The sequence below is a fragment of the Saccharopolyspora sp. NPDC049357 genome (assembly GCF_040677225.1).
GTDB lineage: Bacteria > Actinomycetota > Actinomycetes > Mycobacteriales > Pseudonocardiaceae > Saccharopolyspora.
In genome coordinates this window covers 14208-26582 of the sequence record NZ_JBFAQJ010000014.1, presented here as the reverse complement: position 1 = coordinate 26582, position 12375 = coordinate 14208, and the positions used below count along the sequence as shown (strand labels likewise).

The following is a 12375-nucleotide window of genomic DNA, read 5'->3' as shown; positions in this document are numbered from 1 at the left end:
GGGCCGACTCTAGCCGCGCGAATTCCCCGGCACGTTCGCCGACCGGCCGAGGCACGTACGACTTTCGGCCAAGTCCGGACGAGCGGGAGGAGGGACGTCGCGGCGGCCGTCGGTCCATAACGTTGGTGATCGAACGACGACAGAACTCGTGGAAGGAAGCGCAATGGACCTGGGCAGGCTCTTCAGCAACCCGGAGCAGTTGTTCGCGATGGGCGGCCTGGGGCTGCTCGCGCTGGTGATGTTCGGTGCTCTGGCGCTGTTCATCTGCGCGCTGGTCAGCATCCTCTGCTCGCCGCTGGGCTTCGGGATGACGATCGTGTGGATCGGCATCACCTTCGCCGCCCCGTTCCTCGGACCGGTCGCGTGGTTCCTGATCGGGCGAGGAGACGCCTACCGCCGCCGAGAGGCGTACTAGGAGCTGTTTGGGAATTGCTTTGCTTGGCGGTGCCAGTGGCAGAACCTGAGCGGCTTCGTGGACTCCGTGCGCCGCTCCTGATGTATTCCGCTTACCCAGGGGGTGGACATCGGCGTCCCGGCGTACTCGCCACGAAGCCGCTCAGAACCTGCGGCGGTGCGAGCTGAGTCCCACACCTGGAACAACGGCTCCGCCGCGTTCTTCAACAGCACCTAGGCCAAGCCGGCGTCGTGGGTGATGATCGCGACCTGGGTCCGGTTGACCGCGTCGAGCTTGTGCATGATCCGTCCGATGTGAACTTTCACGGTGGACTGGCTCATGTACAGGTCGGCGGCGATCTCGGCGTTGCTCGAACCCTGCGCGACCGCCACGGCGACCTCGCGCTCCCGCGCGGTCAGCTTGTCCATCTTGGACTTCGCCGACTGCGCGGCGCCGCCACCGGAGGAGAAGGTCGTCAGCAGCTTCCGGGTGATCCGCGGCGAGAGCATCGCCTCACCACCGGCGAGGGTGTGCACGGCGGCGATCAGTTCGTGCGGCCGGGTGTCCTTGAGCAGGAATCCGGCCGCCCCGTTCTGGAGGGCTTCGTGCACGTACTCGTCCACGTCGAAGGTCGTCAGCACGCCCACGGCGGGCGGATCGGGCAACGCGGCGAGCCGCTTGGTCACCTCCAGGCCTCCGACCTCGGGCATCTGGATGTCGGTGAGCACCACGTCGGGCGAGAACTGCGCCACGAGGTCCACGATCCCCACCCCGTTGACGGCCTCGGCCACCACTGCGATCTCGGGATCGGACTCCAGGATCATCCGGATGCCGGACCGCACCAAGTCCTCGTCATCGAGCAGAGCAACCTTGACGCTCACCGGCCACGACCCCCAAACCACGGAAACACCACGCCGACCACGGTATACCGTGATCGCGTGCGCCCGTGGTCACCGCGTGGAAGTCGCTGGTGGCCGGCACGCGACCGAGTCGAACAGCGGCTCCGATCTTGGGCAGGTTTCCGGATTTCACGAGAAGAACACTGAATTTCCAAGTGAAATCGATTTCCTCGTGCTGATGGGCAACTTGATTTTCTGGAAGCGTTGACGCCCCGGTTGGTCGGCGAACATGCTGGACGCAGCCATCGTTTTCCAAGAATCTGCAAGGGATCTGTTGCGATGGTGACCAACGGGAAGTGCGAGATGATCAGTAAGCGGATTGCGGCCGGTATCGGTGCCGTGGCCGTCGCGCTGGGCATGGTCTTGTTCCCGGTAGGCGTCGCTTCGGCGAAGATCACGGAAGTGGACGTCTCGTGCGAGAACAGGGGTGGCCACCAGCCTGGAGGCCAGCAGCCCAGTTGCCAGGGAGGCGGACTGACGCAGAACAGTGAGAACCAGAATCCCGCAGGTCACGCGCCACCAGGGCACAACTAGTGGCGTCGGCCCCGGCGTGAAGGAGCATGTCGAGTGACGTACTGCCACATGGCCGTCCGGGGTCCTTCCTCGGGCGGTCTTTCCGCATCGATGCCCCGATGATTCATGTGCTCTTCTGTTGCTTGTTGAACGCCTCGGACAATTTTCGCTCGATACTCGCTGAATTCTGAGAATTGTTCGCGGCGTGATCTCCGAACCGCGAAAAACGCGATTCTCCCCACGGTGCACCGATTGCCGGGGAGTCGGTTCAGCTGAAGTCGTCGTCGCGGTCGGAAGTGTCCTCCTGCTGCAGGAGTGCGTTCGCGCGTTGCAGGGCGCGGATCTGCGCGGAGTTGTAGAACTCCACGACCGCGTGCGCCATCGCGTTCGTGGCCAGCTTCTCGCCGTGCGGTGAATTCGCCATCATGTTCGCCAGTTGCGGGTGCTCCTCGCGGCCGCGGCGGACCACCGGCGCCAGGCGCTGGGCGAGTTGGTCGATCGCCTCGTCGTCGGCGTCCGCGGGCAGCGCCTCGAACTCGTCCTCGACGACGTCCCGCTCGCCCAGGGCCCGGCCGAACTCAGCCAGGTCCTCGTCGCTGAAGACCGTCGAGTAGACCGTCAGCAGGGCTCTCTGGCTGTCGGAGAAGTCTCCGGCGTGCGGCGCGAACTCGGGTGGCACCTCGGGTGACGCGCGGTGGCGCAGGATCACGGCCAGTTCGGCGCGGATCCGGGTCAGCCGCTGGATCGTCGCCTCCAGCTCGGCGTCGAGAACGGAGATCGCCTCGGTCGGGTCCTCACCGGCGTTGCCCATCGCCGCGATCTGCGACAGCGGAAGTCCCAGATCGCTCAGTCTCTTGATCTGCACCAACCGGATCAGGTGCGAGACCCCGTACTTCTTGTACCCGTTCGACGCGCGTTCGGGCATGTCCAGCAGCCCGATCTCGTGGTAGTGCCGAACGGCCTTCACCGTCGTGCCCGCGAGATCGGCGACCTGCCGAGTGCTCCACGCCATCGTTCGTCCCCCATTTCGGCGCGCGATTTCCGAAACCAGTCCACACCCTGCCCCAAGGGCACGGTCAAGACAGCAGCAGCGGGACCAGGTGGATGATCTCGACAGCCTCGTAGATCGCGCCGACGACGAGCAGCGCGAGCGCGGGCAGGCTCAGCCGGCCGACCTCCCGCAATCCGCGGACGTAGCCCTGGCGGCGGTTGCGAGCACCAACGGCCCGGGGCCGCAGCCACGACATCCCCAGCCGGTAGGCACCGAGCAGGACCAGGACGTACGCCTGGAACTCGATGAGGACCGTCAGCGAGTGCGGGATCATGGTCAACGCCGCGACCTCGTTGACCGGCGCCAACGTCACCCCGGTGTCGAAGGCCCAGTAGGCGAAGACGGCGATGCCGCCGAAGGGGACGATCGCCGAGGGCAGCAGGACGTGCACCAGGCTCAGCCCGACCGCGTTCACCACGAGGATGATCAGGCTGAACAGCCACACGCTCGACATCGCCCACGTGACCAGCTCCAACGTCCCGTCCTGCTGGAGCGCCGCGATGTTCGTGCCGGCGAGTTCGGGCCGCAGCAGCCCCACGCCCATCCCGACCAGGAACAACCCGTAGGCGAGCGCGTTCAGCGCCAGGTAGGCACCGAGGTTCGCCCGGATGATCCGGAACGGCCTGCGGAACCACCGCGAGCCCCCGCCCCGCTGCTCGGTCCGGTACTCCTGCTCAGCCGTGCTGGTCATCGTGCGCTCCTAGGCGTGGTGTCGTTGCGACTCACCACCACTTCAGACCGTGCCCTCGGGGCAAGGTCAAGCCCGCGATGCACGCCGGGCTTCGGTGGTGATGTCGGCGCGTGGACGTGCCGACCGCTTCGCTCGACACCGCCACCGCTCACGAGGTCTGGGGGGGAGCCTGCGCAGGTACGCCGACACCGGCGCCGCCGTTCTCGCGATCACGCACGACGTCTCCCACCTGGTCGACCTCGGCGTCGTCGACCGGATGCTGTACATGCGCGACGGCCGCATCCGGGCAGCGGGATCCGCTGACGAGATGCGTGCTCTCGAAGACCCCTACGTGCGAGGCTTCTTCCCTGCGATCCCCAACCCCTGACCGGCCTGAACCCGCAAAAGTGATGCTCCACCGCACGCAAAAGTGATAGTCGATCAAGCACAAGAGTGATATCGAGCCGCACGCAAAAGTGATACCGGCTTGCCCGCAGAAGTGATAATGCGCTGGTGGAGACCTACCGGAATCGGCTCGTTGACGACCTCGTGCGCAAGTCGCTGGACACGTTCGACGCTGTGATCATCCAAGATCCGAGGGCAACGGGTAAGACCACGACGGGCTTGCAGGTCGCGAACAGCTCGGTCCGGCTGGATTCGGATCCGCAGCTGCCGTCGATCGCGGAAACCTCACCGGCGTCGTCCTGTCCGGAGACACCCCACGGCTCATCGACGAGTGGCAGCTCGCCCCCACGCTGTGGAACGCGGTCCGACACGAGGTCGACCAGCGATCGGTCCCGGGGCAGTTCGTGCTGACCGGGCCGGCGACTCCGCCCGACGACATCACCAGGCACAGCGGAGCGGGCCGTTTCCGCAGAATCACGCTGCGGCCCATGACGCTGGAGCGGCAAGTCCGTGGGGACGGTCTAGCTTTACCGAGCTCTTCTCGGGCGATGCCATCGCTGGTATTGGCGGGCCGACGGTCGAGGGCTACGCGTCCATCCTGGTCCGCGGCGGATGGCCGGTTCTCGTCGCGCAGACGAACCGCTCACCGCAGGACTACCTGGAGAGCTACTTGGACGGCATCGCACGCGTCGATCTGCCGGGAATCGAGGTTCAGTCAGATCCGCTGCGCGTGCGAGCCCTGATCCGCGCCTTGGCGCGCAACACCTCGACCGAGGTCTCAGCCGCCAAGCTCAGCGCGGAAGCCGAGATCGGTGAGTTCGGAGCCGAGGTATTCGGCCCAGACCGTGCGGCGCTACCTCGATGCGTTGACCCGGTTGTTCCTGATCGAGGAACAACCGGCCTGGGCGCCTCACCTGAGGTCGAAGGTCAGGTTGCGCACTCGCCCTAAGTGGCACTTCATCGATCCGTCGCTCGCAGCCGCCGCGCTTGGCGCAGGTCCGAACGCCCTGTTCGGCGACCTCAACACGCTGGGTCTGCTGTTCGGATTCGATTGGGGTGTATTCAGAGGCTGGGAGCTGGGATGACAGCTCCCAGAAACCCCGTCGTTTATCATCCGCTAAGGCTGGACTCTCTTTTGTCTTGGATGAAGAAAGTTGCGTGCAGGTATTGTCCTGAATTGAGGGCGTTTAATTTCTATGTTTCACGTAGATGATCTTTCAATGCATCAGTGTTCTTATATAGCTTATTTGCTAGTTCTTCGACGCGCCGCAGGCAGCGGCTCAAGCTTGGAGATTCTTCGGCCGCGACCTTAGGTCGCCACATGGATTCGCCAAAATTGCGGATGTCTGAAGCATAAGTGGGTCCAATCGCGACGCCACTTCCTTGTCTGGGAACGAGGCCTTCGCGGATCTCTCGCCTTCTTGATCGACGCGCTAGATTGATAATCTCCTGCTTTGGGTCTTTGAGGCTGTCCGGATTTCGGGGAACTCTATCAACAGATACTCCCAAAAACTGGGCGATCGCCTCACGGTCGGCAAGAAGCCAAGCTTCAAGTTCTGACACCGCAACGCGGAAGAGCATGTATTCTGAAGGGTTCGGCATCCACTGCCTGAGTTTCTCAACGATACAAGTATCAGGAGAGTCCAAATCAACAAGTACGAACCACGGCATGTACTTTGCGGAGTCGTTGTAGGCGGAAATTTTACTTAACAGCGCGGCTTTGCCGTTCCTTCCCAACGTTAGATGGACGGTTAGGTTAAATTCTCTCAGGATGGAACGTACCGCTCCTTCGTCTGAAATTCCCTCGACTGCCACCATGACCTGATTCATTTTGTCACCCCGCGAAGAAGCTGATTTGCCCAGCTTCCTCTGGGGCTGTGGAATCCTTGAGGACATCCCCTAGGGGGATGCCAGCGTTTCTAAGTGTTCTAATGTCATCTCGTTCGGAAAGCGTGCTTACCGCTGTCCCCTCGGACTTTGGTTCAAGAATGAGGACTTCATTCAAACCGATCCCGGAGTCATTGAGGATTTCCGGAGAATGTGAGCTCACCAGGACTTGCCTGCCTGAACGTCTTTGAACTCTTGCGAACATCTGAGGAATATGGCGAACGACCTCCGGGTGTAGTGAAAGCTCCGGCTCCTCAAGGAGGAGGGGGCCCCGCGAGTCTGCTACTGCCCAGAGAAGTCCGAGCAGGCGCAAGGTTCCATCGGAGAACTGGTCTTCTCGTTGCCACGCACCGTGGGGGCGCCAGTGTTGGTATTTTCCTTTAAGGTGGGGTACTCCTCGGATATCAGTCTCGAGCTCAAGTTTCATCAATTGAGGGACGGCAACCTTGAGTGCATCGGCGATCTTGCGAAGCCGGGCATCCTGTGTCTTTTTTGGTGTCCGTGCAATTTGTTCTAGAAAGTCGCCGCCAAACGGATCGTTCTTCTTTCCGACTGATCGATCAGGCTCGCGTACCAGCTGCGGGACGATGTGCATGTAGTTGAGATTCGCGAAAAAATCTGCAACGATTCGGAATTTCCGGTTAACATTAACCTGTTCGAGATGAGTTTGCCGAAGCCGTTCGGAGTCTTCTAGATCTTCCTTATCGGGTCGACGCAGGACATCGTTTCCGCGGTACTGGACCACTTCCGACTCTATTAGTGGGCGCCTATTGTTGTCCTGTTTGAACTTGAGCTCGTAGGTCCATTCGTTCTCTATGGAATCATTCCCGAGTGTTACGCGCAATGAAATTGATGGATACCGGCGTGCCGCAAGCGCCCTGATCATGCTGACGCCGCCACGCTTGGCTACTGCAGATTCAAATCCGCCCCCTACCGAGACGATCTCTGAGAGGAAACGAAAGCAATCCAAGAAGTTGGATTTTCCAGAGGCGTTTGGCCCGACCAGAAACATTCGCGGCTGAAGTCCGACTGCGAAGCTGGTAAAGTTCCTCCAGTTTCCCCCTTGGAGAGTCGTAAATCGCATATTCTTACGTTCCAGGGGATCGACTTCCATCCGTCCCGCGTTTTCTTGCATGTTGCCTGCCTGTGCTCGAATGATACGACTGGTGCCCGTCAAGCTTATCTCCTCAGCTTGTTGACCAAGGAGAATACCTTGAAATGTGTCTGGGCTTGTCCATGGTGGGCGAACTCGGGTGGCGTGCCGACGGCATCTTTCCACCGAACCGAGGCAGCTGGTGGCGGACGAAGCGCCCACATCTTCCAGGGTTGGCCGTGTGTATAAGGCCCGTCGTTTGATCAGGCTTCGTGCTGAGTGACCCTATGCCGACGGAACGCAGGTGCGCATGTGCAGCTTCCGCTGCTGTTCTGTGGGGCCGGAGGGACTCGAACCCTCACTGTCTAGGACCTAAACCTAGTGCCTCTGCCAATTGGGCTACGGCCCCTCGATGCGCACAGCGTATCGCGCTCGTCGATCTTGTTCTTGAGGCGGCTGCGGAGACCCGAGCAGGCGACACGGGCGCGGCTGATGCGGCGTGGATTCCGCGGTGAACTACGGTGTGGGCAGCCAGGTGAACGTGAGGAGGACACGTGGCCCGTGATCAAGATGCCATCGAGCGTGACATCGAGCAGGCGCGTGACGCGCTGGCCGACACGTTGGACAGGCTGAGCGTGCAGGCGAATCCGCAGCGGTTCGTCGACGCCGGCAAAGCCAGCGTCATGGAGAAGCTGAACGATCCCAAGGTGCGCTACGCGCTCATCGGGGTCGGTGCACTGGTCACCGCGGTGGTCGTGCGCAAGCTGTTCAAGTGAGGTGCCGGGCGTTCTGGGGTCTCGGACCTGGCCCCAGAACACCGGAACCCGCTCAACCCGCTCGGACCGCGTCGCCCACGGTCACCGTGCCCGGCCGGGTCACCCGCATGATCACGCCGAACTTGTTCTCGTGTCGCTCGATCAGGTGAGCCTGCAGTTCCCGCCAGCGCTCGCGCCCGTCGGCGTCCCAGCTCGGCACCGCGCAACGGATGCACGGACCCGCGTGTTCGCCGGTCACGGCCAGTTCCACCTCGCCGGCGGTGATCGTGGCACCCGCTTCCCAGTCCTGCTCTGCGAACGGCGGCAGATCCGCGTCCACGTGCAGGTTCGTGCGGAAGCGCCGCAGGTCCACGTCAGCGCCCATCTCCTCGCTCAGCCCGCGCAGCGATGACTCGAAGGTGACCAGCACCGTCGGTCCGCGGTCCTGCTGGCCGTCGGCCGCGCGCAGGCTCACCGGGATGTCCAGCGACTCCTCCAGCACGTTCGCGAGCTTCGGGTCGTCCCAGGAGAACCGCTGGTCATCGGGCCCGCTGAGGGTTGGCGGCCCGGTCGGCTCCGGCAGGTCGCCGTAGCTCGCCGACCAGGACAGCAAGGTCTGGTTCTGCCGAACGGTGAGGATGTTGCCCGCTCGGTTCGGCCGCTCGTCGAGCAGCGCGAAGGCGCGGTCACCCGCCACGCCGCGCTCGTCGAAGCGCGCGGCGGACAGCTGCTCGCCGCGCAGCGACTTCACCGGCCAGCGGTTGAGCTTGAGAACCTCGGACACGAACCGACCTCCGTTTCCCCGGGGCGACGCCACCGTAGCGCGTGAAGCAGACGATCAGCGCTTCAACAGCGGAAGGAGCGCCTCGTTGAGCAACCGGTCCACGAATCCGGTGTCCAGCGGCTCGTCGGCCAGCATCAGCCGGTAGATCAGGCCCGCACCGGCCAGCTCGCCGACCGTGTCGAGCGGGGCGTTCGGGCCGATCTCGCCGCGCCGGACACCGCGCTCCATGATCCGCCGCAGCACGTCGCGCTGCGGCAGCAGGAACGACTCGCGGAACTTCAGCGCCAGCTCCGGCTCGTGCGGCAGCTCGCCGACCAGCGCTTGCGCGGCCTTGCCGACCGGCCCGGTCAGCAGCGTGGCGAACGCGCGCAGGAACTCGCCGAGATCGTCGGCGACCGAACCCAGGTCCGGTTCCGGGATGCGGCGCTGGACGAGCTCGTTGCAGGTGTCGATGACCAGGTCGAGCTTGGAGTCCCAGCGGCGGTAGATCGTGGCCTTCCCGGCTCGGGCCTGGGCGGCGACGGCGTCCATGGTCAGCGCCCGGTAGCCGACCTGGGCCAGCACCTCCATGGCGGCCTGGCGCAACGCGGCATCGCGGGAGGCGTCCCGCGGGCGTCCCCGGCCGGCGGGCGGCCTGCTCGGTTCGAGGCTGGCCACCGCTGCTTCCTCCTGGGGTGCACTACTGGTCGGCGCGTTCACGAACGCCATCCTAAGGTCCCCGGCGGCAGGTCTCCGGCGCGCGTGATCGGTGGGTCGCGAAGAGTCACCGACCAGTGTCCATCCGGTCGGACCGCAGTGCTACTGGGCGGGTGCGTGGGCCGCGGCGGCGCGCGCCGCGTGCTGGGTCGCCTCGTCCGACAGGCCGTGCCTGGCCTGCAGGTAGGCGGTGGTGAAGGCGAAGCCGTCTCCGTCGAGCAGGTGGATCACCACGCGGCCGGACTTGCCGGGCGAGAGCTGCTCGATCAGCTGATCGGCCTGGTCCCGAGCGGCGATCAGCCCGGGGGCACGCGCGGTCTTCTTGCCGTCACCATCCGTGACGGTGATCTGCCAGTCATCGCCCTGGGGTACGTAGTTCGCGGTGATATGACCGCCAGCCATGAATGCCTCCGCTCTCCACTTTGCTCGGGCGTTCGAGCTCTTGACCGGAAGACAATGCTAGGTGCACTGGCTCTCAGCAGCGCCTCTCGGTCGTCCTGGCACTCTACGTGGCGGGTCGGTCCAGATCTTCAGGCCGGTCGACATCGAAGCCGTCCGATACGTCGTCACAGGACACCATCGTCACCGTGCGTTCTTTCAGGTAGTCGCGAGCGCCGGCATCACCCGTTGCGGACGCGGCTGCACCGGTCCAGTGGTTCCTGCCCAGCAACACCGGGTGACTGCGACGTCCGCCGTGCGCAGCGGCGGCGAGCGCGTCGGGGGAGGAGAGCGCGGCGACGCGGCGCACGGCCTCCGGGCCGATGCCCGGCATGTCGACGGGGAGGATCACCGCGGCCGGGGCGTCGGACTCCCGCAGCGCCTCCAGCGCGGTCCGCAGCGAGGACCCCATGCCGGACTGCCAGTCGGGGTTGAGCACCGCCGTCACGCCCGCGAGCTCGGCGCGCTCGCGGACCTCGTCGGCGGCGGCGCCGAGGATCACCAGCACCGGGTCGCAACCGGCGTCGGCCAGGACCTTCGCGGTGCGGTCGACGAGGAGCGCTCCTCGGTAGTCGACCAGGGCTTTCGGCATCCCGAAGCGGCGGCCCGCGCCTGCCGCGAGAACGACTCCTGCTGGGGCTGTCACGGATCGACCGTACTGGTCCGGGGACGCGCCGCGGCGCGTCCCCGGACCCGCGGGCTCAGACCCCGGTCAGGCCGGAGACGAGGAAGTAGACCGCGAAGACGATCGCCAGCGAGCCGACCAGCCAGCCGATCTCCCGCACCTTGCCCCGGGCCAGCTTGATCACCGCGAAGGCGATCAGACCGGCACCGATGCCGTTGGTGATCATGTAGGTGAACGGGATGACCGCCAGCGTCAGGAACGCCGGGATCACGTACTCCGGATCGTCCCAGGGGATCAACCGGACCTGCGACATCATCAGCCCGCCGACGATCACCAGAGCAGGCGCGGCGGCCTGCGCCGGAACCACCGACGCCAACGGCGTGACCAGCAACGTCAGGCAGAACAGCAGGCCGGTGAACACGCTGGCCAGGCCGGTGCGGGCGCCTTCGGCGACACCCGCGGCCGACTCCAGGAACACCGTGTTCGGCGCGGCCCCGGTCAGCCCGCCCGCCGCGGCGGCGACACCGTCGACGGCCAGGATCCGGCCCATGCCCTGGACCTTGCCGCCCTGGACCAGCCCGGCCTGCGAGGAGACGCTGGTGATCGTGCCCATCGCGTCGAAGAACCCGGACAGCACCAGGGTGAACAGGAACACCGTCGCTGCCACCCCGCCGGCGGCGGCGAACCCGCCGAAGAGGTCCACCTGCCCGAACAGGCCGAAGTCGGGGGTGCCGACCAGCTGAGCGGGGAGTTCCGGGACCACCGTTCCCCACTCGTCGGGAGCGACGTCCAGCGCCGCGTGGGCCACCAGCGCCATCACGGTCCCGGCCACGATGCCCAGCAGGATCGCGCCGGGAGTGCGGCGGGCCATCAGGCCGATCATCACCAGCAGCGTCACGCAGAACACCACGATCGGAATCCCGGACAGGTGCCCGTCGGTGCCCATCTGCACCGGCACGGTCGTCTCCTGCGCGTCCGGCACGCGGGTCACGAACCCGGCGCTGACCAGGCCGATCAGCGCGATGTAGAGGCCGATGCCGACGGTGAGCGCGATCTTGAGCGGTTCCGGGATGGCGTTCATGATCTTCTCGCGGACGCCGCTGACCGCCAGCGCGACGATCACGATGCCTTCGAGGACCACCAGCCCGAACGCCTCGGCCCAGGTCATGGTGGGGGCGATGGTGAACGCGACGACCGCGTTCACGCCCAGTCCGGTCGCCAGGGCCAGCGGGGCGTTGCCGACCAGGCCCATCACGATCGTCATGACACCGGCGGTGGCGGCCGTGGCCGTGGTGAGCTGCTCGGGGGAGAGCTTCGCGCCGGTGGCGTCGGTTCCGGAGCCGAGGATCAGCGGGTTGAGCATCACGATGTAGGCCATCGCGACGAAGGTGGTCAGGCCGCCGCGCAGCTCGCGGGAGAGGCTGGAACCGCGTTCGGATATCCGGAAGATTCGGTCCAGACCGCTGTCGGGTCTGGTGGTCAATTGCTGGGTCATGCGTCCTCCCATGCCGGTGGGCGCCCCCGGGACGTCGGTTTTCCGGGCAGGGTTGAGCCCGGCGAGAACTCGCCGAATGCCTGGTGCGGGGCGTTTTAGCTGGTGCGGACCGCTGGTGCGCGGCCCGTTCTAGGTGGCGACCCGGTCATCGCCGTGCATTGCGCGGGATTGTCCGCTCAGTAGTCGACGCGGTCGGCTTTTCCTCGCCAGGCGTCGAACGCTTCGTTTCGGTTGTGGATCTCGATCCGCGCGACCGCGGTCGGGTTCTTGGTGGGGTCGGTGATCGCGTCGTAGAAGGCGCGGTCGTCGAAACCGGCCGCCGCCGCGTCATCGCGATCGGCGGCGAAGAGGATCCGGTCCACCCGGGCCCACATCGAGGAGGCCAGGCACATCGGGCACGGTTCGCACGAGGTCACCAGCACGCAGCCGGCCAGCGAGAACGTGTCGAGCTCGCGGCAGGCGTTGCGGATCGCCACGACCTCGGCGTGCGCGGTCGGGTCCAGGTCGGAGGTGACGCGGTTGGCGCCGGTGGCCACGATCTCGCCGTCGCGCACGATCACCGCGCCGAACGGGCCGCCGCCGCTGTGCACGCTGGCGGTGGCGAGCTCGATCGCCCGAGCCATCCAGGTCTGCTCCTGCTGGGTTGCGACATCCACGGACATCGTTTCAC

Annotated in this window: 17 protein-coding genes and 1 tRNA gene; 5 read left to right on the top strand and 13 right to left on the bottom strand. The window is 65.3% G+C overall.

Annotated features, from left to right (window positions below):
• The first annotated feature begins 163 nt into the window (after window positions 1–163).
• Entirely contained in the window at window positions 164–415 is a 252-nt protein-coding gene (locus AB0J91_RS14370) for a PLD nuclease N-terminal domain-containing protein (RefSeq protein WP_363868207.1), read from the top strand.
• A gap of 212 nt (window positions 416–627) precedes the next feature.
• On the opposite strand, the gene AB0J91_RS14365 is transcribed toward AB0J91_RS14370, so the two are convergent.
• The 4 genes from AB0J91_RS14365 to AB0J91_RS14350 form a co-directional block, all read right to left on the bottom strand.
• Window positions 628–1275, bottom strand: a complete 648-nt coding sequence (locus tag AB0J91_RS14365; RefSeq protein ID WP_363795934.1) for a response regulator transcription factor — start codon at window positions 1273–1275, stop codon at window positions 628–630.
• A 147-nt stretch (window positions 1276–1422) separates the two neighbouring features.
• Window positions 1423–1806: a hypothetical protein gene (locus AB0J91_RS14360; RefSeq protein ID WP_363868204.1), complete on the bottom strand. Its 384-nt coding sequence runs from the start codon at window positions 1804–1806 to the stop codon at window positions 1423–1425.
• Between the two features lie 268 nt (window positions 1807–2074).
• Window positions 2075–2818, bottom strand: a complete 744-nt coding sequence (locus tag AB0J91_RS14355; protein ID WP_363868202.1) for a MerR family transcriptional regulator — start codon at window positions 2816–2818, stop codon at window positions 2075–2077.
• A gap of 64 nt (window positions 2819–2882) precedes the next feature.
• Entirely contained in the window at window positions 2883–3548 is a 666-nt protein-coding gene (locus AB0J91_RS14350) for a stage II sporulation protein M (protein ID WP_363868199.1), read from the bottom strand.
• Between the two features lie 100 nt (window positions 3549–3648).
• On the opposite strand from AB0J91_RS14350, the gene AB0J91_RS14345 reads away from it, so the two are divergent.
• The 3 genes from AB0J91_RS14345 to AB0J91_RS14335 all read left to right on the top strand — a co-directional run bounded on the left by AB0J91_RS14345 (window position 3649) and on the right by AB0J91_RS14335 (window position 5017).
• The gene (locus tag AB0J91_RS14345) at window positions 3649–3915 is read left to right on the top strand and encodes a hypothetical protein (protein ID WP_363868196.1); all 267 of its coding nucleotides are present in this window, start codon (window positions 3649–3651) and stop codon (window positions 3913–3915) included.
• A 687-nt stretch (window positions 3916–4602) separates the two neighbouring features.
• Entirely contained in the window at window positions 4603–4881 is a 279-nt protein-coding gene (locus tag AB0J91_RS14340; RefSeq protein ID WP_363868490.1) for a hypothetical protein, read from the top strand.
• A complete protein-coding gene (locus AB0J91_RS14335; protein ID WP_363868193.1) occupies window positions 4778–5017 on the top strand; it encodes a DUF4143 domain-containing protein in 240 nt (79 codons plus the stop codon). The genes AB0J91_RS14340 and AB0J91_RS14335 overlap by 104 nt, the downstream gene beginning before the upstream one ends.
• 109 nt (window positions 5018–5126) lie before the next feature.
• Here the strand turns inward: AB0J91_RS14335 and AB0J91_RS14330 are convergent, their stop codons facing one another.
• The 3 genes from AB0J91_RS14330 to AB0J91_RS14320 form a co-directional block, all read right to left on the bottom strand.
• A complete protein-coding gene (locus AB0J91_RS14330) occupies window positions 5127–5762 on the bottom strand; it encodes a hypothetical protein (RefSeq protein WP_363868190.1) in 636 nt (211 codons plus the stop codon).
• A 4-nt stretch (window positions 5763–5766) separates the two neighbouring features.
• Window positions 5767–6996 (bottom strand): ATP-binding protein, encoded by a 1230-nt coding sequence (locus AB0J91_RS14325; RefSeq protein WP_363868187.1) that lies wholly within the window; start codon window positions 6994–6996, stop codon window positions 5767–5769.
• A 251-nt stretch (window positions 6997–7247) separates the two neighbouring features.
• Window positions 7248–7321, bottom strand: a tRNA-Leu gene (locus AB0J91_RS14320).
• A 145-nt stretch (window positions 7322–7466) separates the two neighbouring features.
• On the opposite strand from AB0J91_RS14320, the gene AB0J91_RS14315 reads away from it, so the two are divergent.
• Window positions 7467–7688, top strand: a complete 222-nt coding sequence (locus AB0J91_RS14315) for a DUF3618 domain-containing protein (RefSeq protein WP_324263389.1) — start codon at window positions 7467–7469, stop codon at window positions 7686–7688.
• 52 nt (window positions 7689–7740) lie between these two features.
• Here AB0J91_RS14315 and AB0J91_RS14310 read toward each other — a convergent pair whose 3' ends face one another.
• From AB0J91_RS14310 to AB0J91_RS14285, 6 genes are all read right to left on the bottom strand, one after another.
• Entirely contained in the window at window positions 7741–8451 is a 711-nt protein-coding gene (locus AB0J91_RS14310) for an MOSC domain-containing protein (protein WP_363868184.1), read from the bottom strand.
• A 54-nt stretch (window positions 8452–8505) separates the two neighbouring features.
• Window positions 8506–9159: a TetR/AcrR family transcriptional regulator gene (locus AB0J91_RS14305; protein ID WP_363868181.1), complete on the bottom strand. Its 654-nt coding sequence runs from the start codon at window positions 9157–9159 to the stop codon at window positions 8506–8508.
• 90 nt (window positions 9160–9249) lie between these two features.
• Complete coding sequence (locus tag AB0J91_RS14300) at window positions 9250–9549, bottom strand: hypothetical protein (protein WP_363795946.1); 300 nt, start codon at window positions 9547–9549, stop codon at window positions 9250–9252.
• 103 nt (window positions 9550–9652) lie between these two features.
• Complete coding sequence (locus AB0J91_RS14295; protein WP_363868178.1) at window positions 9653–10231, bottom strand: nucleotidyltransferase family protein; 579 nt, start codon at window positions 10229–10231, stop codon at window positions 9653–9655.
• 55 nt (window positions 10232–10286) lie between these two features.
• On the bottom strand, window positions 10287–11705 hold the full coding sequence (locus AB0J91_RS14290; protein ID WP_363868174.1) for an NCS2 family permease: 1419 nt from the start codon (window positions 11703–11705) through the stop codon (window positions 10287–10289).
• A 176-nt stretch (window positions 11706–11881) separates the two neighbouring features.
• Window positions 11882–12367: a nucleoside deaminase gene (locus AB0J91_RS14285; protein WP_363868171.1), complete on the bottom strand. Its 486-nt coding sequence runs from the start codon at window positions 12365–12367 to the stop codon at window positions 11882–11884.
• Between the last annotated feature and the right edge of the window lie 8 nt (window positions 12368–12375).